Source organism: Streptomyces sp. NRRL WC-3626 (assembly GCF_000718785.1).
GTDB lineage: Bacteria > Actinomycetota > Actinomycetes > Streptomycetales > Streptomycetaceae > Streptomyces > Streptomyces edwardsiae.
Map to the genome: position 1 here is coordinate 64914 of NZ_JOCA01000025.1, position 20084 is coordinate 84997.

The following is a 20084-nucleotide window of genomic DNA, read 5'->3' on the forward strand; positions in this document are numbered from 1 at the left end:
ACAGCGAAAGGAGGCCTCGTGATCTCGGCACTCAACCGACTCGTGGATCTCGTCGAGGAGCACATCGCGGAGGAGTTCGACGTCCGCGGAGTGGCCGCGGAGGTGGGCACGACCGGTTACCACCTGCGCCGGATGTTCTCGTCGCTGGCCGGCATGCCGCTGTCGGAGTACGTCCGCCGGCGTCGTATGACCCTCGCCGCCGCCGACGTGGTCCGGGGTGATGACGATCTGCTCACCATCGCCGTCCGGCACGGATACGGCTCGACCGAGGCGTTCGGCCGGGCGTTCCGCGCGGTCCACGGCGCCGGCCCCGGTGAGGTACGCCGCGAGGGAGGCCCCCTGCGCACACAACCACAGCTCAGGTTCCACCTGACCGTCGAAGGGAGCGTCCCCATGGACACCCGCCTCATCGACCGCCCCGCGTTCCGGCTGATCGGACACGCGGCCCGCGTCCCGCTCATCCACCATGGTGTCAACCCGCACATCCAGGAGCACATCACCGCACTGCCGCCGGAGGAACACCCCCGGCTGAAGGCCCTCGGCGACACCGAACCGGGCGGCCTGCTGCAGGTGAGCGACGACGTCGACCCCGACGGCAGGGAGGGCACCGAGCTGACCTACCTGCACGGGGTCGCCGTATCCCGGAACACTCCGGCCCCCGAGGACCTCGACGCCATCGAGGTACCGGCCGGCAAGTGGGCGGTCTTCCGTACCGCCGGACCGCATCCGCAGGCCCTGCAGACGACCTGGGCCGCGACCGCCACCGAGTGGTTCCCCTCGAACCCGTGGCGCCTGCGGCCCGGCCCCTCGATCGTCGCGGTCCTCGAGCGCGCGGACGACTTCAGCACCGCCTCCTGCGAGCTCTGGCTGCCCGTCGAACCTGCGTGACCGGCACGGCGGACCGTCCGCAGTGCCTTCTCCACCGGCGCCGAGGGCGGTCGATCGGTACTCGACCCGTGCGGGTGAGCCGGGGTGGCCACCTTCTGACGCCGGCTTGAACGGTCGATACGGACACGGAGAGGACACGCGTGCTGAGAATCGGCCTACTGGGCGCAGGCCCTCGCACCCCCGGCCGGCATACGCGGCCGGGCCGAGCCGGCGGGAGGGCCCGTGCTCATTCGGGAGGCCTCCCGCCCGGAGTGATCAGCCCCGTCTCGTAGGCGTGGACGACGGCCTGGACACGGTCGCGCAGATCCAGTTTCGACAGGATGCGGCCGATGTGGCTCTTGACCGTGGTGGGGCTCAGAAAGAGCCGGGAGGCGAGTTCGGCGTTGCTGAGCCCCGTCGCCAGCAGCCGCAGCACCTCGAGTTCACGCGGGGTCAGGGCGGACAGATCCCGGTGCGGGGCGATGGTCCGTGGCTCTTCGCTCGGCGCGAAGCGCTCGATCAGCCTGCGGGTGATCGTGGGGGAGAGCAGGGCGTCCCCGGACTGCACCAGCCGCAGCGAGGCGACCAGGCGTTCGGGGGTGACGTCCTTGAGGAGGAAGCCGCTCGCGCCCGCCGTGAGCGCGGCGTAGACGTAGTGGTCGAGGTCGTAGGTGGTGAGGATGACGACGCGGGTCTCCCGGGTGCTCTCACCGGCGAGGATGCGTCTGGTGGCCTCGATACCGTCCATGCCCGGCATCCGGATGTCCATCAGGACGATGTCGGGCCGCGTGCGGCGGACCGCCGAGACGGCCTCCGCCCCGTCGGCGGCCTCGGCCGTCACGTCGATGCCGTCCGCGGCCAGGATCATCCTGAATCCGGTACGCACCAGAGCCTGGTCGTCCGCGATGACGGCCCGCAGCGCCGGCCCGGCCGCCGTCATTCCGCGCTCCTCGGGATCCGGGCCGTCACCCGGTAACCGCCGGTGCCGGTCGGCCCGGCCGTCAACTCGCCCCCGTAGACGGCCAGTCGCTCACGCAGCCCCAGGTGCCCGCGGCCGCTGCCCGACACCGCGGGCCCGGCCCGCCCGCCACCGGTGTCCGTCACCTCGATCCGCAGAGTGCCGTCGGTGCAGCCGATGGAGACGAACGCCTGCGCGCCGTGTGCGTGCTTGATCGTGTTGGTCAGCGCCTCCTGCACGACGCGGTAGGCCGCAAGGCCCACCCCCGGCGGCAACGGCTCCGGCGGCAGCGACCGCTCGACGCTCACGGGCGTCCCCGCCGCGCGCACGCGGGCGACCAGGGCGTCGAGCTGCGCGAGTCCGGGCTGGGGTTCCAGGCCGTCGGGCCTGTCCTGGTCCGGTCCCGCCAACAGGCCCATCACATGGCGCAGTTCGGCCATGGCGGCCCTGCCGCCCGCCTCGACGGCCAGCAAGGCCTCCTTCGCCTGCCCGGGCACCGAGTCCATCACCTTGCGGGCCGCGCCCGCCTGGATCACCATCACGCTCACATTGTGGGTCACGACATCGTGCAGCTCGGCGGCGATACGGGCACGCTCCTCCTCGACGGCCCGGCGCATGGACTCGGCCTGGGCCGCCTGCAGTTCGGCGACCCGTACCCGGCTGGACACCAGCCGCAGCCGCAGCAGACGGACGAGACTCGCCAGCATTCCCGCCACCAGCAGGACGAAGCCCGGACTGGACCATCCCGGGACCATGGGATCCGCGTTCCGGAAGGCGAAACCGGACAGTACGGCGGCGAGTACCAGGACCCCGATCGCCATGATCCGGTAACGGCTGTGCACGACGGCGGTGTAGGCGGCGACGACACAGGCCGAAACCGTGATCCAGGAGGCGGCGTCGCCGATGACCAGGCTCGCGCCCAGCGTCGTCGTGAAGACGGCCAGCGGATACCGGCGCCGCAGTGCCAGCGGCAGCGTCGACAACATGATCAGCGACCAGGGCACGGACGGAAGTCCGTTCTCCACGGGCGCCTGATCGGGGCCGGGCGGTGGTGGCGCCGGGAAGCCGTTCCCGACGTCGACCACCGGCGGGTGGACGCCCACCGGCCCCTCACCGGGGTGGTTCCGTGCCACGTACAGAGCGACGACGGTCAGGACGACCGCCAGCACCACATCGGCGCGTACCGCTCGCCCCGTCGGCGGCGCACCCCTGCCCTCGGGGCGCAGCGCGTCGAGAAGCTGCATGCGCCGGTGTTCCGTCTCCATCCGCCCATTCTGCTGGGCCCCGCACCCGGCCCGCGTCCACCTGTCCGACCGGGGCATCCTCCTCAGGTCGTCCTCCTCGGGCAGGAGTCCGCGACCGGTTCGTCCGCGGGAAGGAGCCGATGCCGTTTCCGCGGCCGACGCGCCCCACCGGCGGCGCTCCTAGGTTCAACGGCATGTCGTTTCCCGAAGAGCGCAAGGACGGACAGCCCGCATGCATCACGTGATCGAACTGGAGGGCGTGGCGAAGCGCTACGACAGCGGCGGCGCGCCGGTGCTGGGACCGCTCACGCTCAGCGTCGCCAAGGGGGAGGCCCTTGCCGTGACGGGGCCCTCCGGCAGCGGCAAGTCCACACTGCTGAACCTCGTCGCCGGGCTGGACAGGCCGACGGAGGGTTCCGTGACCGTGGCGGGGCGGCGGATCGACCGGTGGGGAGAGCGCGCCCTCGCCACGTTCCGCCGCGCGCACATCGGTATGGCCTTCCAGTTCTTCAACCTCCTCGACGACCTCACCGTCACGGACAACATCCAGCTCCCGGCCCGGCTGACCGGCACCGGCCGGCGGGCAGCCGAGGCCCGCGCGGATGAGCTCATGGAGATGCTGGGCATCCAGAAGCACGCCCGCGCCCACCCGGGCCGGCTGTCCGGAGGCGAACGTCAACGGGTCGCCGTCGCACGGGCGTTGGTCAATCGGCCCGAACTGCTGCTCGCCGACGAGCCCACCGGTGCGCTGGACACCGCCTCGGGCCACGACGTCCGCGATCTGCTGACGGATCTGCACCGGGCCGGCCAGACCATCGTGCTGGTGACCCATGACCCGGCACTGGCGGCGGCGTGCGCGACCCGCACCATCCACCTGGTCGACGGCCGCCTGGCCCTCGACACATGTGCGGGGGCCGCCCGATGAGCCCGTTCGGCAACGGCGCGCTGGGACGGGTCGTACGCTCCGGGGTCGGCCGCCGTCGCGTGCAGACCGTGGTGATCGCCGTGGCCACGATGATGGCCGTCGCCTCGGCCGTGGTCGCCGGGGCACTGATGGTCGCCGCGGCCGCGCCGTTCGACCACGCCTTCGCCGAGCAGCGGGGCGCCCATCTCACGGCACAGTTCGACCCGGCCAGGACGAGTGCCGCGCGGCTGGCGGAGACCGGGCGGCTGGACGGCGTCACCGCGAGCGCGGGCCCGTATCCGTCCACGGCGTTCCGCCCGGTGGACCGGACCGGATTCCGGCTGCCGACGCTGACCCTGGTCGGGCGGCTCGCCCCGGACGGTGACGTCGACCGCGTGGAACTGGCGTCCGGCCGGTGGGCGGGGGAACCGGGCGAGATCGTGCTGAGTCCGTCGTTCGAGGGGCCCGGCGTCGAGATCGGGTCCGCCCTCAGGGCGTCCGGTACCGCGAACGGCCCGGCGCTCACGGTCGTCGGCTTCGCCGTGTCGAGCGGCAGGAGCGCCGACGCCTGGACCACACCGGCCCAGGTCGACGCGCTGGCGGCACAGGGCGGTCCGGTCACGAGCCAGATGCTCTACCGCTTCGACTCGTCGGGCACCGAGAGGCAGATCCTCGCCCACCGGGAGAAGATCGCCGGCTCCGTGGAGCCGGGGGCGCTGCTGGGTACACAGTCCTGGCTGGACACCAAGCGCGCCGCGGACCAGGGAGCGGCGGCGACCGTCCCGTTCGTGACGGCGTTCGGTGTGCTCGGCATCGTCATGTCGGTGATCATCGTCAGCAGTGTGATCAGCGGCGCCGTCGGCACCGGCCTGCGCAGGATCGGCATCCTCAAGGCCATCGGCTTCACTCCGGGCGAGATCGTCCGCGCCCATATGGCGCAGGCGCTGATTCCGGCGTCCGTCGGCATCGGCGCGGGAGTGCCGCTGGGCAACCTGCTCGCGATGCCGCTGCTGGCGGACACGGAGTCGTTGTACGGCACCGTCTCCCTCTCGGTGGCCTGGTGGGTGGACATCGCGGTGCCGGCCGCCGCCCTGCTCGTCGTAGGGCTCGCGGCACTGATCCCCGCCCTGCGGGCCGGAAGGCTGCACACGGTCGAGGTTCTCGCGGTCGGCCGGGCGCCACGCACGGGGCGCGGACGGTGGGCGCACCGGACGCTGGCACGGCTGCCCCTGCCGCGGCCGGTGACCCAGGGCCTCGCCACCCCCTTCACCCATCCGGTACGCGCCCTCGCGATGCTGCTCGCGGTGGCGTTCGGCACGGCCGCGGTGACCTTCGCGGTGGGTTTGACCTCCTCCCTGAGCGCGGTCGGCTCCTCGCAGGATCCGGAGAACCGTGCCGCGGTCACGGTCACGACGGCCGTACCGCACACCATCGCCGCTCCACCGCCCCCTCCGGTCGGGGGCGGCGAGCAGCCCACCCCGTCCCCGGCGAACGGCGAGACGGCCGAGCCCGCGGCCGCGGACCCGGCGAAGGTGCGGTCCGCCCTCGACTCCCAGGCGGGCACGGCGTCGTACTACGGCACGCTGCGGACCGAGGTCGCCGTGGCCGGGCTCTCCGGCTCGGTCCGGGCGAGCCTCTACGAAGGCGATGCGCGCGAGGGCGGCCGCGCGATGCTCTCAGGCCACTGGATCAGCGGAAAGGGGCAGGTCGTGGTGCCCACGCGTTTCCTGGAACGGACCAGCACGGAGGTCGGTGACACGATCCGACTGACGCATGAGCGGGAGAGCGCCGACCTGCGCATCGTGGGCGAGTCCTTCGACACCTCGGCCAACGCGCAGGAGATCCACGCGGACATGGCGAACTTCCCCTCCGCCGAACCCAGTACCTTCCTCGTCGAGGTGAAGCCCCAGGTCTCCGCCGACGCGTACGCCCACCGACTCGCGGCGGTGGTACGGCCGCTGGGAGGCGACGCCACCACCACGCCCCCGGCGGAGCGGAAGGGCGTCATCCTCGTCATGGACGCGATCACACTGCTGCTCACCCTCATGCTGGTGTGCGTGGCCGGCCTCGGCATTCTCAACTCCGTGGTCCTCGACACCCGGGAACGCGTCCACGACCTGGGCGTCTGCAAGGCGATCGGCATGACGCCACGGCAGACCATGGCTCTCGTGCTCTCCTCGGTGGCGGCGGTCGGTGTGCTCGGTGCGCTGACGGGTGTGCCGGTGGGGTACGCGTTGCACGGCCTCGTCATGCCGGTCATGGGCCGCGCGGTGGGTACGGGCATGCCGTCGTCCGTCCTCGATGTGTACGCCCCGGTTCAGCTGCTCCTGCTGGGGTCGGGCGGCGTCGCCCTCGCCGTGCTGGGCGCGCTGGTCCCGGCCGGCTGGGCGGCGAAGGTCCCTGTGGCGACGGCGTTGCGCACCGAATAGCGTCAGACGGACCGCAGGCGTCGCAGCGCGTCACGGGCGTACGAGCCGTTGGCCGCGGCGGCCCTCTTCACCCGGGCGCCGGTGTCCGCCGTGCGGACGGCCGCCGCGAGCTTCCCGGCCTGGGTGAAGTGTTCGACGAGCGCGGATCGCAGCAGACGGTCGAACCGCGGGCCCCGGGCGGCCTCCAGGGCCCGCAGCTCCTCGGCGTTGACCATGCCGGGCATGTCGTGCCCCTTGTGCGGGTTGTCGTCGGGCAGGCCGGCGTCGCTCAACAGGGCGCGCAGAGCGACCAGTTCGGCACGGTGGTGGTCCGCGGTGCCGGACGCCCAGTCCTTGAGGCCCCGGCTGCCGCTCCGTCGCGGTGCGAGGCGAAGGACGTACCGGGCCTGGTCGTCCATGGCGATCAGGAGCTGGGTCCAGCCGATGTCGGTGGTGGTCAGGCCGCCGTGCGAGGCGGCAGCCGACGCCGGGATGGGCCGGGACGGACCAGGTGACGAACCGGCGCACCCCGGCACGGCCAGCGCGCACACCAGAAGGACGGCACCGAGGGCGCTCGGTCGGCGTGAAGCCGTGACATCGCGCATCGCTGCTCCTTCGGCTCGGCGGACGTGCCGGGGTACGGGACGGACGGACCGGTGATCAGGACGGCCTGCCGTCCGCTCCGCACTTGACGATGACGTTGATGCAGTCGGTCACCCTGCGGGCGAGTTCGTTCTGCGGCCATGCGTTGAAGAAGTCGCCGTGCATGGTGTAGCCGGGGCCGGACGCCAGGCGCAGTCCCTGGGTGCTGCCGGAGACCGGGTAGCGCAGGACCTGGCGGAGTTTGGGCACGGGCACCGGATGGCCGGCCGGGCACGCTCCGTTGACCGGGTAGGACATGTGGCTCTTGTGGTCGGGGGAGTCCAGATCCCTGCCGTTCCAGCACTGCGGGAAGTCCAGGTAGGACTCCAGCATCGATCCCGCGGGGCAGTTCACGAAGTCCTTCGAGGGATTGACCTCGCCGTGGTGCAGACACGACCAGCGGGCCACGGAGGTGGGATCGTCGACGCCGGTCGCCTTGGCGTTGCCGGCCACGATCCGCAGTCCCTGCGGGAACGGACGGATGCGCTGGATGATGTCGTCCCGCACCCCTTCACCCAGGTAGTAGAAGGTGGTGCCGGTGGGTTCCACGGGCTGATCACCGCGGTACATCGTGGGCACCCAGTACGACGACGTGTCCACGGCCGGACTGCAGGTGGAGGACGAGCCCAGCAGGTCGGTGACATCGGTGTGCGCGTCGGTGACCCGGCTGCCGAAGAAGCTGTGCATGTGAGAGGCCCCGGGCAGGCCCGGCAAGACGATCGGGTCGTCGGGGAGCCGGTGGCTGTAGGGACACTCGGCGAGGAATTCCGCGACCCGGACCACCTGGGCGGCCTGGGGAGCGGCATCGAGCTCGGTGGGCTTCGTGGCGCCGCCCGGTGCGGCCGCACCGCCGTACAGGGTGGCGAGCAGCAGGCCCAGGGCCGCCAGGGCGGTCGGCCAGGCGCGACGCCGGCGGGGGCTCTCCGCGGGCGGGTGTGCGGACGTTCTCAGCACAGCACTCCTCCTAAGGAAGTGGTGGGGGCTGCCGGAACCGGTCCCGGAACCGGTTCCGGGGCCTGGCGAGAGTGAAACGGCACTGTCATGTCGCCGTCAATACTGCTCGTAGAGATCGGTACATCCCGATGCCCGGATGCCTTCAACACGTGACGCCTCGCGAGGTCACGGTGTTGACGGCCGGGCGAGCCCGCTGCTTCACTCGGCGCCGCGACGGACACGAGACCGCGAGCGGCGGCCCTGTCCGGCGGCGGCACACGGGGAAAGGGGCGCCCAGTTGCGGGTCACCATCGCGGACGTGGCCCGGATCGCGGGCGTGAGCAAGACGACCGTCTCACGCGTGCTCAACACGCGTGGCGAGGTGGACCGTTCGACCAGGGCCCATGTCCGGGAGGTCATCGACCGGCTGGGCTACGTGCCCAGTTCGGGTGCGGTGGGTCTGGCCCGGGGGAGCAGCCGTACCGTCGGCATGCTGGTGCCCTCCGTGACCTGGCCGTGGATGGGCGAGGTCCTCCAGGGGGTCGTCGACACCGTCGAGGAAGCCGGGTTCGGGCTGCTGCTGTTCACCTGCAACCGGGGGGCCGAATCCGTCGGGCGGTTCACCCGCCAGGTCTCCGCGGGGGCCTTCGACGGACTGCTCGCCGTGGAGCCGGAGGACACCCTGCCGATGCTGGCGGCACTGCACCGCAAGGGACTCCCGGTCGTACTGATCGACGACCGCGGCCGGCATCCGGAGTTCCCCCACGTCACCGCCGCGAACCACGAGGGAGGCGCCGCGGCCGCGCACCATCTGCTGGCCGCGGGCCGGCGCACGCCCCTCGTCCTCACCGGACCCCTGCGCTTCGGCTGTGTACGCGACCGCCTCGACGGCTTCGCGACCGCCTGCGCCGACGGCGGCCACCCGCTGGATCCCGCACTCGTCGTCGAGAGCGACTTCACCGAGGCCGACGCGCGGGAAACCGTCACCCGGCTGCTCGGCGAGGGACGCGTCTTCGACGCCGTGTTCGCCCACAACGACCTCGCCGCCATCGGCGCACTGGCGGCCCTGCGCACCGCCGGCCTGCGCGTACCCGGCGACGTGGCCGTCATCGGCTTCGACGACATTCCCGCGGCCCGCCTCACCCACCCCTCCCTCACCACGGTCCGCCAGCCGATGAGGGAGATGGGAGAGACCGCGGCACGGATGCTCCTCGCACTTCTCCAGGGCGGGGAGCCGCCCGCTCCCTCCGCCGTGCTGCCCACCTCGGTGGTCGCCCGGCAGTCCACGACGGGCGTGTGACCGCGCGGGCTCCGGGACTTGGCCGGTGAGCCGCGGAACCGGCAGACGTGGTCCGGCGGGACACCCACGCGGGGCTTCGGCGCCGGACGGCATCGGTCACCACCGTGCGCGACGCCGGCCCCTATGCGGCCAGTGTCTCGTCCTCGCGGGAGGCGCTCGTACGCTCCGCGTACTGGGCGAGCAGGCTGTCCGCCGTGCGCAGGGCCTGCTCGGGGGTGCGGGCTCCCGTCATCACGCACAGCGTGTACGTCGTGTCCTCGAGCACCCTGCTGGTGTGGCCGGTGGGGAGCACGTCGTGTTCGATGCGTGCCTGAGCGAACCGGGCGAGCACCGCGCGCAGCTCCTTCTCCGCCGGTCGGATCATGGTGAAACCTCTCCCCTCGCAAGCCCGGCAGCGGGATGGACCGCTGCCGGGCGTGACTGTCTCGATGGCATCCGACGCACCCGATGACCACCGGGCGCCGTCAGGCAGACCTTCGTATGCCCCGGGCCGGAAGATCTACGCGCTCCTTGCAGCCGGGTGGGCAGGAGTCCGTGCCGCGACGGATTCGGAGCGGCCTAGCAGGCGACGGCTTCCTCCACTGTCTCCCGTGCCTTCACCACCGTATCGACTCCCGTCAGTTGCAGGAGTCGCAGCAGCTGCTGCGTCGGGGCCGCCACGCGCAGATCGGTCACCCTGTGAGTGCGTATCAGGAGGTTCAGCAGTGACGAGTCGGCGAAGGTGATGCCGGAGGCGTCCAGGACCACCTTCGGATGCACCTTGGCCGCGCTTTCCAGCGCGTGCGCCAAGGGCGTGACCGACTCGATGTCGTAGGAACCCTGTGCGCGGATCACCCACGTGCCGCAGTGCTCGTGCTGCACCATCCTGGTCTGGTTCAAGACCTGCAGCCGGCTCTCGCCGGCAGCGATCGAGCGCCCAGTGACCGCTGCGTCCAAAGACACCTTGAACCCTCTCTGCTTCCGTCCGGGCTAGATCATGCCGTCCATTGCATGAAAAGTGTGTCATGTATCTGGTGTCCAGTAAAGACGGTCGTAGAATGCCGTGCATGGTTGAAGTGCCTGGATCTCACTCCGGATGGACGTTCGTCACCAACCACGCGCGCGTGCTGGCAGCCATCGCCGACAATCCGAACGTCCGGATCCGTGACATCGCCGCCCACTGCCGGCTCACCGAACGTGCCGTCCAGCGGATCATCTCCGACCTCGAGCAGGGCGGATACCTGTCCCACACCCGCGATGGCCGTACCAACACCTATCGCATCGAGCCGGACAACGTGCTGCGCCACCCTGCTGAAGCGGGCCTGTCGGTGGCCGCGTTGCTCTCGCTGCTCGTCCAGGACGAGACCGACCGGACCGGGAAGCCCGGCGGCAGGGACGTGCGACGAGATCGTCCGACCGCTGGGTAGGGTGCTGCGGTGCGCACCGTCGAGCTTCTGTTGGATGAGGCGGCAGACCTGGTGGTCCGGGAGGCCTGGCGGCGGCTCGCGGACGCGGGGCTGCCCAGCCAGGCGCGCCATCGCTCACCGACCAACAGCCCGCACCTCACCTTGGCCGCCTGCCCGGAGCTGACCGCCCCGATTCGCTGGGAACTCGCCCAGGTGGCCGCCGACCTGCCGCTTCCGGTGCGGTTCACCGGCGTGGTCCGCTTCGAGCGGCCCACCTCGGTGCTGGCCTGGTCGCTGGATCTCGACTCCGCGCTGGCCGGTCTGCACCAGCGGGTGTGGGAGGCGGTGGCCTCGGACAGCCGGCCCGAGTCCCTCAGCCCTTTTCACCGGCCTGGGCGTTGGAGCCCGCACATCACCCTCGGCCGGACCCGGCGGTCAGGTGCTTTCGCCGGTCGGCGCATCCCCGAACTGCTGCCGGCGCCGCCGCTGTCGGTCCGGCTGACCACCTTGCGCAGCTACGACACCGAGACCGGCGCCCTGGAGATTCTGGAGCCCAGCCCCTGAGGCTCCGACGCCGATCTGTCACGAAACCCCCGGTCAGCCGGGAGAGCACCTCCAGATCGTCCGTCGGGGCGGGGCCAGGCCGAGGGGACGCGGAGGGCCCGTGGGCGCGTCCGGGCCGTATCCCACGAAGGGACTGGTCGCGGGGAAGGACGGGACGAGCAGCAGGCTCCGTCCGCACCATGGCCGTCGAATGTCGAGCGCGAGGGCAGGTGAAGAGGCGGGGGCCGGCACCGCCATGACGGGGCGGGAGTGAGCCCGAGGAGCAGCGGAATCCTTCTTGGTACGGTGCCCCGATGCCAGCGATCAAGAAGTTCCAAGTCACCTTTGACTGCGCCGAACCCGAGCGCCTCGCCCGCTTCTGGTGCGAGGTGTTGGGGTACGTCGTACCGGCGCCACCGCAGGGATGTGCCACCTGGGACGAGTTCAAGCAGTCGCAACCCCCTGAGCAGCGGGATGCATGGTTCGCCTGCATCGACCCCGTGGGTGTGGGCCCGCGACTGTACTTCCAGCGCGTCCCCGAGGGGAAGGCTGCCAAGAACCGGCTGCATCTTGATGTGCGGGTCGCCACCGGACTCGTGGGTGAGGAGCGCCTCGCCGCGCTCGAGGCCGAATGCGCACGGCTGGTCCCGCTCGGCGCGGTACACGTCCGGACGCTCTATGACGGCAAGGACGCCTGCATCCCGATGCAGGACATCGAGGGCAACGAGTTCTGTCTTGACTGAGCGTGGCCACCGCCCGAGTGGCCGAGAAATGGGGGGCTCAGGCCTTCGGGGTCATGCCCTGGACGGGGCAAGCGGCTGGGCGGCCGGCGTGCAGCGGCAGGCGTCGTGCCGCCCGGCAGTACGGACGCTCCTGTCGGCCCAGGGCCGCTGCCGCTGGGCATTCACGACATGGTCGACCGGGGTACCGGGAGGATCGCTACCTCCGTATGCCGAAGAACTCGTCGAGCACTTCGACGGTGTCGATGTCCTGGTTGGTCCTGCCGAGTAGGGCGGGTCCCTTGGCGGGGCCGGGGATGGTGTGACCGCCCCCATGCACCGTGTACAGCACCACCGTAGGCCGTTCTTGCTGCTGGTAGGTGGTGCGCTCTACGGATGTTCCGTCGGTGGAGCCGGGCCGCTGCGGCAGTCGGCTGCTGACCGGTTCGTCGGTGATGCCGTTGTGTTCTGCGAAGTAGGCTGCGGTCTGCGGCGCCGAGAGGCTCCGCCCGCCGACCTTGAACAGCTTCCGCATCCACCAGCGCATCTCGCCACCCGCGTAGGGGACGATGCGGTCCTTGGTCCCATGGATCAGAGCCACCGGCACGGGCGCGGGAGACGCATCCGCTGCCAGGAAATTCTCCGGCGTCGGCAGTGTCGCCGCGATCACCGCGGCTCCGGCGATCAGATCATGTGCCTCGTGCATCAGGCGCATCGCCATCTGCCCGCCGTTGGAATAGCCGACCACGAAGACGCGGTCTTTGTCGATCCGGTGACTTGCCGCCAGTTTCCCGACCACCGCCCGGGTGAAGCCGATGTCGTCCACGTTGTCCGTGCGTGCGGCGAAAGAACTGTTGCGGCGTGCGTCGTTCCAGTTTCCCCCGTGACCGTCGAGGTAGACGACAACGGCTTCGCCTGTGCTCGCCAGGCTGTCGTAAGCGCCGCCGGTGAACTTCCGGTGCGTCTGCCCGGTCTGGGAGGATCCGTGAAAGATCATGACGAGGGCGCGTGAGGGTTTGCCGTCCGCGTCCCCGACCACGGTGTAGGTGCGCGGCCTGCCGCTCACTTCGATGCTCTCTGGGGTCATCGTCTGTTCCTTTTGTCGAAGAGAAGGGCCCTGGGCGACAGGGGTGCGCCTTCGGCGCTCCTCGGGGAACCCAGGTTCAACGGCGGCTCGGTCACCTCGGCATCGGTGAGGCCGTCCGGCAGCGTGCGGAACGACCGCCGCGATGAGGGGTGTTCGGACTCGCTGACGGCGAGGAGGCATCGCGCCGAAGTAAACGGATGCTTCATCCGTTTCACGGTAACACGGACGGATGAAGTATCCGGTAGGTTTGTTACGTGCCCGCTGCTCCTTTGCGCAAAGACGCCGCCCGTAACCGGCAGAAGATCATTGATGTGGCGCGTCGGCTGGTGGACGCGGGAACGCCGATCCAGCTCAATGACGTGGCGAGGGCCGCCTCGGTGGGAGTGGCCACGGTCTACCGGCACTTCCCCACTCCGGAGGCGCTGCTCGAAACCGTGGCCACTCCCGGCGTCGAGGCGCTGATCGCGCACGCCGAGCGCGCTCTGCGTGGCGACGACCCGTGGACAGCGCTGTCCGATTACCTGCACGCCGGCACTGCCGCCGTCGTGGCCGACGCATCACTCTCACCGGTGTTCGCCGCGCCTGTCGACGCGCTGCCTCACATCACCGTGCTCAAGCAGCGGCTGAACGAGGTTTTCGCGCAGCTCCTCCACCACGCGCACGCCGCAGGATCGGCCGACCCCAACGTGACAGAGACCGACCTGCTGCCGCTCATGTGCGGAGTGGTCCACGCGGCGACGGTCCATGCGGCCACCAGCGCGGAAGACCGCTCAGTCGCCGCCCGCCGCTACCTCACCATCACCCTCGAAGGGCTTCGTACGGCACCTCCACGTCCATGACGCGCCCTGCGGCGGGGCCGTTCCAGGTCATGCTTCGGAAGGCCATCGCACCCGGGAACCGGCGGTGGCGAGCGGGAGACTGTGCAGTGTCGGCGAAGCCGGCGGGAGCGGCGGCCCGCTCGTACAGTCCGCTCTGGAGGCCAACGGTCAGACGGACACCCTGACGTCGGTGCGGCCGCGCAGCGCTGGACCCCGGCCGTTTGACGTCGGGTGCGTGGGTGGTCATTTGGCAGACCGCGCCGGGCACACGCTCGTGCTCCCTGCCGTAGGCGGAGCGCTCGGTGTGGCCGGTTCGGCGCAGTCATGGACATGGTCCATGTGGCGCCGCGGGACCTCGCGGAAGCGGGCGGGCGCCCGTATTGCGGCACTCGGCTGCCGTTCCGGCGCCGCAGACGCCACGCCCGCCGTGGAGCGGCCGCCCCATGCCCGCACGTCGTTGCGGCGCGTGGGCTCCCGGCGGGTGGCCGTGATGTCTCCCGGGCGGCCGGCCGGTTCTCACCGAGGCGGGTGGCAGGGTGCCGACGCCATGCCATCTGCGGTCTCGGGGCCTCCTGCGGATTTCTCGGTCGGTGGACAGCGTGCTGTTGTGTCGACGGTGAGGGGGGAACGTGGAGGTTTGCGGAACGACTGCATGTGTGTGCATCCGCGGGAAGAACTCGCCTTCCGGTGGTGCTGTCTGGGGGGAAGATCGACTACCAGGGAGGACGACAGTGACCCAGGGACTGCCCAGGCGCATGGGACATCGCATCACCGTTGAACCGAGTGATCGGCATGTGCGGGCGGTGCGCGGCGAGTTGGTGCTGGCGGAGAGCGACGAGGCGTTGGTTCTGCGCGAGACAGGCTGTCCCGATGCGTACTACATCCCCGTCCGGGACGTGCGGTTGGATCTGCTGACCGAGTCCGGTACACACACGCATTGTCCGTTCAAGGGTGAGGCGTCGTACTGGTCGCTGCCGGACGTGCCGGATCTCGTCTGGGCGTACCCCGACCCGAAGCCGGAGGTGGCCGAGATCAAGGGACACCTGTGCTTCTACGAGGTGGAAGTGTCCTGACGGATTTCGCCGAGGACGGCGGAACTACCGGACGATTGGGTGCGACGGTGTATGGCCGCCGGGGCTGCGGCGGGAGCGGCGGCCCGGTCCACCTCTTCTCTGACCGGCAACGGCGTGGCTGACGAGGCTGGGCTCACGGGTTCGCCACCTGATAGGAGCCGGAGCGCACGTCGTCCAGCAGGGCGGGACCGCTCGTGCTCCACCCGAACGTCTCGTATGCCTTCCGGGACGGTGTGCGCGCCGAGGATTGAAGCAGCGCGGCGATCGGCCCCATGGTGCTCGCGGCCTGTTCGGCGGTGATCGAGGTCGCGGTGGTTCCGGTCAGATCCGCGATCGCCTCGGCAAGTTCGCGGAAGGTGAACTGCTGCGGTCCGGACGCGTTGTAGATCCCCGCCACCGGATGCTCCAGGGCCCTCAAGTACAGGCGTGCGAGATCGTCCGCGTGCACCGGGGTCCACTCGTTGTCGCCGGAGCCGATGTAGGTGACAGCGCCCGAGCGGGTCGCGGCGTCGATCAGACTGGTCAACAGCAGGGTGCCGCCTCGACCGTAGACCAGACTCGCGCGGATGATGACGCCGTTCAGGCCCGCCGCCTCGCGTACCAAGCGCTCGCCGACGAGCTTGGACGGCAGCAGACCAGGCTCCGGCAGTTCGGCGTTTTCGTTGCGGGAATGGGCGGGGTCGAGCCCGTAGACCAGGTTCGTACTGGTGTAGATGAACGGTTTGCCCGTGCCCGCCTTTCCCGCCCCGCGGGTCAGCGCCTCCACGGCAGCGGCTTCTGCCCTGACCGCATCATCGCTGTCGGAATGGTCGACTGCGGTGTGCACCACGGCATCGGCTTGTGTTGCGGCCCTTTCCAGGAGCGCGGTGTCGGTCAGGCTGCCGAGCAGAGGACGCGCACCCGCCTGGGTCGCTTTCGCTGCTGATTCCGGGGACCGGGTCAGTGCCACTACTTCGTGGCCTGCTGCGAGGAAGTGTTCGACGAGCACCGAGCCCAAGTAGCCGGTGCCCCCGGTGATGAGGATCTGCATGTTCCCTCCAAAACCGCACAGTGAAACGGATGATTCATCCGGTTGTCGTACTCTAGCACTAAACGGATGAGTCATCCGTTTCACTGTCCGAGTCGACCCGTCCGGAGGCTCCGAACCTCGGGCAGGGCGGTGGAACTGCCGGCAGGAGAAGTGACAGCTCTTGCGCTCTGTGAGGACGCAACCATCAGCGCGACCGGGTCGCATCGACTTCGCCGGGGTCGGCGGCGAGCCCGCCCTCGTGTTCCACCGGAAAGGCGGGGTCTGCTCCGTGGACACGGTGCGGATCACGGACGGCCGCCGCATCGCCGCGTACCGGCGGTGCATGAATCCCGGCAAACCGGAGCGCGTCCGAGCCGTCCCCCCCCCGAAAGGGCTGTCTCGTCTCCCTGAGGAGAACGCGGAACCGGGTGACGGGAGGGCACGCCGGAGCAGGTGCAATCGATCACGTCGAACGGTATACATCCCCCGCAGTCGCTGTGCGCCCCGCCCGCGAGCGAGTGAGGTGCTCAGGTCGCCCCCTTCGGACAGTCAGGGATTCCGATGCAAGCCATCACAGTGCAGGACCGTCACGCCGGCGTCGCCGGGATGACCCTGAGGGACATGCCCCACCCTCACGCGGCCGAGAACGACGTGATCGTGCGCGTCCACGCGGCCGGTTTCACCCGAGGCGAGCTGGACTGGCCCGGCACCTGGGCCGACCGCGCGGGCCACGACCGCACACCGAGCATCCCCGGACACGAACTGTCCGGAGTCGTCGTCGAGCTGGGGTACGGCACCACGGGTCTGAGCGTCGGCCAACGGGTGTTCGGCCTGGCCGACTGGGCCCGCAACGGCACCCTGGCCGAGTACACCGCCGTGGAGGCCCGCAACCTGGCCCCGCTGCCGGCGGACGTCGACCACACGGTGGCCGCGGCGCTGCCGGTCTCAGGGCTGACCGCATGGCAGGGGCTGTTCGACCACGGCCGTCTCACCACGGGCCGGACCGTCCTGATCCACGGAGCCGCGGGCGCCGTCGGCTCGGTCGCCGTACAACTCGCCCGTGAGGCCGGCGCCCGGGTCATCGGCACCGGCCGTGCCTCCGGCCGGGACAGGGCACTCGCGCTCGGCGTCGGCACCTTCGTCGATCTGCGGACCGAGAAGCTGGAGGACGCCGGCCGGGCCGACGTCGTGTTCGACGTGATCGGCGGAGAGATCCTCGACCGCTCCGCCGCCCTGGTCCGCCCCGGCGGCACACTGGTCACGATTGCCGAGCCGCCCACGGTCCACCCCGAGGACGGCAGGGTGGTCTTCTTCGTCGTCGAACCCGACCGGGCCCGCCTCGCCGATCTCGCCGCCCGGGTGAGGGACGGACGGCTCGAGCCGCTCGTCTCCGACGTCCGGCCCCTGGCCGAGGCACCCGCCGCCTTCGCCGAACACACCCCGGGCAGGACGATCATCCGCGTCACGGAGGACTGATGCCTGCCGGCCGCGAGCCCGTCGCGCCGTACAGCCGGCCTGTGGTGCACGGCCTCACGCGGTGGAGCCGGGGAGCCACAGGTCGGGGCCGAAGACCTCGTAGCGGATGCGCTGGGCCGGTACCCCGGCGCCGAGCAGCCGGGTGCGGATGTCCCGCATGAACGGCAGCGGCCCGCACAGGAACACCGCCGCGTTCTCGGGCAGTTCGACGCCGTCCAGGTTCATCAGGCCCTCGGCGGCGTCGGGTTCCTCCGGGCCGGGGCGCTCGTACCAGAAGACGGCGCGGGCGCCCGGCAGTCGCCGGACCAGTTCGCCCGTCTCCGTGCGCAGGGCGTGCTCGGCGGGGGAGCGGTCGGCGTGCAGGACCAGCACCGGACGGGTCGAGCCGAGGGCGGCGAGATGGGCCAGGATGCCGGTCATGGGAGTGCCGCCGATACCCGCGGACACGAGGACCACCGGCGTGGTGGCGTCGGCCGGGTCGTCGAGGAAGACATCGCCGAAGGGCGCGGAGAGTGCCAGCTCGTCGCCCTCGCGGACCTGGTCGTGCAGGAGACTGGAGACCTCACCGTCCGGCGCGCCGGCCGCCCCGGCGACCCGCTTCACGGTGATCCGCCGCAGCTCCCCGCCGGGGTCGGAGGAGAGGCTGTACTGGCGCAGCTGGCGCACCCCGTCGGCCATCCGCACCCGCACGCTCACGTACTGGCCCGCCCGCGCCCGCGGAGCCGGCAGACCATCGGCCGGGCGGAGCAGGAAGGACACCACGTCCGGCGTCTCGGTGCGCCGCCCGACGACCGTCCACCGCCGCCACACGTCGCCGGGTTCCACGCCCGCGTCCCGGTACAGGCGGGCCTCACGGCCGATCAGGGCACCCGCCATCAGCCAGTACACCTCGTCCCAGGCGGCCGCCACCTCCGGAGTGACCGCGTCGCCCAACACCTCGGCTATCGCGCCGAACAGATACTTGTGGACGATCGTGTACTGATCGTCGGTGATCCCGATCGCGGCGTGCTTGTGCGCGATCCGCTCCAGCAGTGAGTCGGGACGTGTGTCCGGATCGTCGAGCAGCGCCGTGGCGAAACCGGCGATCGAGCCGGCCAGCGCGCGCCGCTGGACCCCGCTGGCCTGGTTGCCGCGGTTGAACATCCCGTCGAGCAGTTCCGGCCGGTCGCGGAACATCGCGCCGTAGAACCGGGTCGTGATCTCGTCGAGCGCGGCGCCCACGGCGGGCAGGGTGGCACGGACCACAGCGGCGGATCCAGCGGACAGCATGAAGCCTCCCGGGCAGGGGACTGGGTGGGAAGGACGCCGCGTCGCAAGCGGGCGGCCTCATCTGTCTAACAGGCACCCGGCCATGTTTCGGCGCCGATGCGCAGCAGGGGACGAAGAGGGGCCGAACGGCCCATGGATTCGGGCACATCGGTCCCGCCGCCGGCGCCGCACCAGGGCCGTACGGCACCGGGACGACCGTCGTCCGGCCCTGCCCGGACGACGGCAGCAGGCCTTTGGGCGATGGACGCCGCCCCGAACAGGCCCCGCACCAGCAGAGGTTCGGACCGTCGTCCCGGTCCGTCTTCCTCCGGGTCTTCCTCGACAAGACCTTCGGCCTCGGCCACGCCACCCGGTCAGGCAGCGACTGGACCGACGGCGGCTCCCCCGCCAAGGGGTTCCTCGGCGCCGGAGCCACCTGGGGGCCCGGCAAGGCGTGGGCGCGCGTGCCCTTCGTCAGCCGTGACCCCTGGCTGCGCCGAGGACCGCACGCCCGTCGGACCGGGGCGCCTGCGCCACTCGGCGCAGGTGCCCCGCTCTCTTGTTCTGCCCGGAGCCGGCCCGGCCGCGGGGCGTGCACCGCCGGAGCGAGCGGAAGACGGTGCGACAGGGCCGACCGGCCCTGGCCGTTCGGCCCGGAATCACGCAGGATCTGCGGTAGACAGGGACCGGTCATGCCGAGCGGGCACAATCGGTACGGGATCCAGACAGCGCGCAGAACAAGGAGTATCCGATGGCGGACGGCGAGCAGCCCGGCCCCGACAACCCGATCCGGGTCTTTCTCCTGGACGACCACGAGGTAGTACGGCGCGGGGTGCACGACCTGCTGGACGACGAGCCGGACATCACCGTCGTCGGCGAGGCCGCCAACGTCGAGCAGGCCCTGGTGAGGGTGCCCGCACTGCGCCCGCAGGTCGCCGTGCTCGACGTCCGCCTGCCCGACGGCGACGGTGTGACCGTGTGCCGCGAGCTGCGCTCACAGCTGCCGGATCTGGCCTGTCTGATGCTGACCTCGTTCGACGACGAGGAGGCCCTCCTCGACTCGATCATGGCGGGCGCCTCCGGCTACGTACTGAAGCAGATCCAGGGCTCCGACCTGGTGTCGGCCGTGCGTACGGTCGCCGCCGGCCAGTCCCTGCTCGACCCCAGCGCCACCGCCAAGCTGATGGCCCGGCTGCGCCAGGGCCAGGAGCCGGAGCCCGAGCCCGACGCACTGCCGGGCCTGACCGAGCGGGAGCGGGAGATCCTGGCCCTCATCGGCGAGGGCCTCACCAACCGCCAGATCGGCCAGCGGCTCTACCTCGCCGAGAAGACGGTGAAGAACCACATCTCACGCCTGCTGGCCAAGCTCGGTGTGGAGCGGCGCATCCAGGCCGCCGTCATCGCCACCCAGGCCCAGGACAGGCTCAAGCGCGAAGGCCGCTGAAGCAGTCGGTGATCAGCCGGGGGACC

The 20084-nt window shown here is 71.0% G+C and carries 20 protein-coding genes; 11 read left to right on the forward strand and 9 right to left on the reverse strand.

Translation table 11 applies throughout. The features are described 5' to 3' along the window. The first annotated feature begins 18 nt into the window (after positions 1-18). Entirely contained in the window at positions 19-888 is an 870-nt protein-coding gene (locus IF28_RS0130235; RefSeq protein WP_030226878.1) for an AraC family transcriptional regulator, read from the forward strand. Positions 889-1114: 226 nt separating this feature from the next. Here the strand turns inward: IF28_RS0130235 and IF28_RS0130240 are convergent, their stop codons facing one another. Then, positions 1115-1807, reverse strand: a complete 693-nt coding sequence (locus tag IF28_RS0130240; protein WP_030226880.1) for a response regulator — start codon at positions 1805-1807, stop codon at positions 1115-1117. Next, complete coding sequence (locus IF28_RS0130245; RefSeq protein ID WP_030226884.1) at positions 1804-3090, reverse strand: sensor histidine kinase; 1287 nt, start codon at positions 3088-3090, stop codon at positions 1804-1806. The genes IF28_RS0130240 and IF28_RS0130245 overlap by 4 nt, the downstream gene beginning before the upstream one ends. Positions 3091-3301: 211 nt before the next feature. On the opposite strand from IF28_RS0130245, the gene IF28_RS0130250 reads away from it, so the two are divergent. Then, the gene (locus IF28_RS0130250; protein WP_030226888.1) at positions 3302-3994 is read left to right on the forward strand and encodes an ABC transporter ATP-binding protein; all 693 of its coding nucleotides are present in this window, start codon (positions 3302-3304) and stop codon (positions 3992-3994) included. Beyond that, on the forward strand, positions 3991-6402 hold the full coding sequence (locus tag IF28_RS0130255; protein WP_030226890.1) for an ABC transporter permease: 2412 nt from the start codon (positions 3991-3993) through the stop codon (positions 6400-6402). The genes IF28_RS0130250 and IF28_RS0130255 overlap by 4 nt, the downstream gene beginning before the upstream one ends. Positions 6403-6404: 2 nt before the next feature. On the opposite strand, the gene IF28_RS0130260 is transcribed toward IF28_RS0130255, so the two are convergent. Together IF28_RS0130260 and IF28_RS0130265 are read right to left on the reverse strand one after the other, a co-directional pair. Continuing rightward, positions 6405-6986 carry a DUF305 domain-containing protein gene (locus IF28_RS0130260; protein WP_030226894.1) on the reverse strand — a complete coding sequence of 194 codons (582 nt, stop codon included), beginning with the start codon at positions 6984-6986 and terminating at the stop codon, positions 6405-6407. A gap of 55 nt (positions 6987-7041) precedes the next feature. After that, entirely contained in the window at positions 7042-7977 is a 936-nt protein-coding gene (locus tag IF28_RS0130265; RefSeq protein ID WP_051713933.1) for a DUF1996 domain-containing protein, read from the reverse strand. A gap of 277 nt (positions 7978-8254) precedes the next feature. Here IF28_RS0130265 and IF28_RS0130270 point away from each other — a divergent pair, with 277 nt between their 5' ends. Continuing rightward, positions 8255-9256 carry a LacI family DNA-binding transcriptional regulator gene (locus tag IF28_RS0130270; RefSeq protein ID WP_030226898.1) on the forward strand — a complete coding sequence of 334 codons (1002 nt, stop codon included), beginning with the start codon at positions 8255-8257 and terminating at the stop codon, positions 9254-9256. 121 nt (positions 9257-9377) lie between these two features. On the opposite strand, the gene IF28_RS0130275 is transcribed toward IF28_RS0130270, so the two are convergent. Both IF28_RS0130275 and IF28_RS0130280 read right to left on the reverse strand, forming a co-directional pair. Further along, a complete protein-coding gene (locus IF28_RS0130275; protein WP_030226901.1) occupies positions 9378-9620 on the reverse strand; it encodes a DUF5133 domain-containing protein in 243 nt (80 codons plus the stop codon). A gap of 194 nt (positions 9621-9814) precedes the next feature. Further along, positions 9815-10135, reverse strand: coding sequence for an STAS domain-containing protein (locus IF28_RS0130280; RefSeq protein WP_234325380.1), 321 nt, complete (start codon positions 10133-10135; stop codon positions 9815-9817). A 167-nt stretch (positions 10136-10302) separates the two neighbouring features. Between IF28_RS0130280 and IF28_RS0130285 the strand changes: the two genes are divergently transcribed. From IF28_RS0130285 to IF28_RS0130295, 3 genes are all read left to right on the forward strand, one after another. Next, positions 10303-10662: a helix-turn-helix transcriptional regulator gene (locus tag IF28_RS0130285; protein WP_030226903.1), complete on the forward strand. Its 360-nt coding sequence runs from the start codon at positions 10303-10305 to the stop codon at positions 10660-10662. Between the two features lie 9 nt (positions 10663-10671). Beyond that, positions 10672-11205, forward strand: a complete 534-nt coding sequence (locus tag IF28_RS0130290; RefSeq protein ID WP_030226905.1) for a 2'-5' RNA ligase family protein — start codon at positions 10672-10674, stop codon at positions 11203-11205. Between the two features lie 293 nt (positions 11206-11498). Further along, a complete protein-coding gene (locus IF28_RS0130295) occupies positions 11499-11927 on the forward strand; it encodes a VOC family protein (RefSeq protein WP_030226907.1) in 429 nt (142 codons plus the stop codon). Between the two features lie 196 nt (positions 11928-12123). Here the strand turns inward: IF28_RS0130295 and IF28_RS0130300 are convergent, their stop codons facing one another. Continuing rightward, entirely contained in the window at positions 12124-12990 is an 867-nt protein-coding gene (locus IF28_RS0130300) for an alpha/beta hydrolase family esterase (RefSeq protein ID WP_030226909.1), read from the reverse strand. A gap of 254 nt (positions 12991-13244) precedes the next feature. Here IF28_RS0130300 and IF28_RS0130305 point away from each other — a divergent pair, with 254 nt between their 5' ends. Further along, positions 13245-13829: a TetR/AcrR family transcriptional regulator gene (locus tag IF28_RS0130305; protein ID WP_030226911.1), complete on the forward strand. Its 585-nt coding sequence runs from the start codon at positions 13245-13247 to the stop codon at positions 13827-13829. A gap of 734 nt (positions 13830-14563) precedes the next feature. Further along, positions 14564-14881 carry a DUF427 domain-containing protein gene (locus IF28_RS0130310; RefSeq protein ID WP_106982172.1) on the forward strand — a complete coding sequence of 106 codons (318 nt, stop codon included), beginning with the start codon at positions 14564-14566 and terminating at the stop codon, positions 14879-14881. A gap of 133 nt (positions 14882-15014) precedes the next feature. Here the strand turns inward: IF28_RS0130310 and IF28_RS38245 are convergent, their stop codons facing one another. Next, positions 15015-15911 (reverse strand): NAD-dependent epimerase/dehydratase family protein, encoded by an 897-nt coding sequence (locus IF28_RS38245; RefSeq protein WP_158713728.1) that lies wholly within the window; start codon positions 15909-15911, stop codon positions 15015-15017. Between the two features lie 540 nt (positions 15912-16451). On the opposite strand from IF28_RS38245, the gene IF28_RS0130320 reads away from it, so the two are divergent. Beyond that, complete coding sequence (locus IF28_RS0130320) at positions 16452-17366, forward strand: NADP-dependent oxidoreductase (protein ID WP_030226915.1); 915 nt, start codon at positions 16452-16454, stop codon at positions 17364-17366. Between the two features lie 54 nt (positions 17367-17420). Here the strand turns inward: IF28_RS0130320 and IF28_RS0130325 are convergent, their stop codons facing one another. Beyond that, positions 17421-18635: a globin domain-containing protein gene (locus IF28_RS0130325; protein ID WP_030226916.1), complete on the reverse strand. Its 1215-nt coding sequence runs from the start codon at positions 18633-18635 to the stop codon at positions 17421-17423. 730 nt (positions 18636-19365) lie between these two features. On the opposite strand from IF28_RS0130325, the gene IF28_RS0130330 reads away from it, so the two are divergent. Continuing rightward, positions 19366-20058, forward strand: coding sequence for a response regulator (locus IF28_RS0130330; protein ID WP_030226917.1), 693 nt, complete (start codon positions 19366-19368; stop codon positions 20056-20058). Positions 20059-20084: the final 26 nt, after the last annotated feature.

Bases quoted from the DNA above. Each gene is read 5' to 3' on its own strand.
- IF28_RS0130250 (WP_030226888.1), top strand. From the start codon at position 3,302: ATGCATCACGTGATCGAACTGGAGGGCGTGGCGAAGCGCTACGACAGC.
- IF28_RS0130240 (WP_030226880.1), bottom strand. From the start codon at position 1,807: ATGACGGCGGCCGGGCCGGCGCTGCGGGCCGTCATCGCGGACGACCAG.
- IF28_RS0130245 (WP_030226884.1), bottom strand. From the start codon at position 3,090: ATGGAGACGGAACACCGGCGCATGCAGCTTCTCGACGCGCTGCGCCCC.
- IF28_RS0130310 (WP_106982172.1), top strand. From the start codon at position 14,564: ATGGGACATCGCATCACCGTTGAACCGAGTGATCGGCATGTGCGGGCG.
- IF28_RS0130330 (WP_030226917.1), top strand. From the start codon at position 19,366: ATGGCGGACGGCGAGCAGCCCGGCCCCGACAACCCGATCCGGGTCTTT.
- IF28_RS0130320 (WP_030226915.1), top strand. From the start codon at position 16,452: ATGCAAGCCATCACAGTGCAGGACCGTCACGCCGGCGTCGCCGGGATG.
- IF28_RS0130275 (WP_030226901.1), bottom strand. From the start codon at position 9,620: ATGATCCGACCGGCGGAGAAGGAGCTGCGCGCGGTGCTCGCCCGGTTC.
- IF28_RS0130285 (WP_030226903.1), top strand. From the start codon at position 10,303: ATGGTTGAAGTGCCTGGATCTCACTCCGGATGGACGTTCGTCACCAAC.
- IF28_RS0130260 (WP_030226894.1), bottom strand. From the start codon at position 6,986: ATGCGCGATGTCACGGCTTCACGCCGACCGAGCGCCCTCGGTGCCGTC.
- IF28_RS0130295 (WP_030226907.1), top strand. From the start codon at position 11,499: ATGCCAGCGATCAAGAAGTTCCAAGTCACCTTTGACTGCGCCGAACCC.
- IF28_RS0130300 (WP_030226909.1), bottom strand. From the start codon at position 12,990: ATGACCCCAGAGAGCATCGAAGTGAGCGGCAGGCCGCGCACCTACACC.
- IF28_RS38245 (WP_158713728.1), bottom strand. From the start codon at position 15,911: ATGCAGATCCTCATCACCGGGGGCACCGGCTACTTGGGCTCGGTGCTC.
- IF28_RS0130255 (WP_030226890.1), top strand. From the start codon at position 3,991: ATGAGCCCGTTCGGCAACGGCGCGCTGGGACGGGTCGTACGCTCCGGG.
- IF28_RS0130325 (WP_030226916.1), bottom strand. From the start codon at position 18,635: ATGCTGTCCGCTGGATCCGCCGCTGTGGTCCGTGCCACCCTGCCCGCC.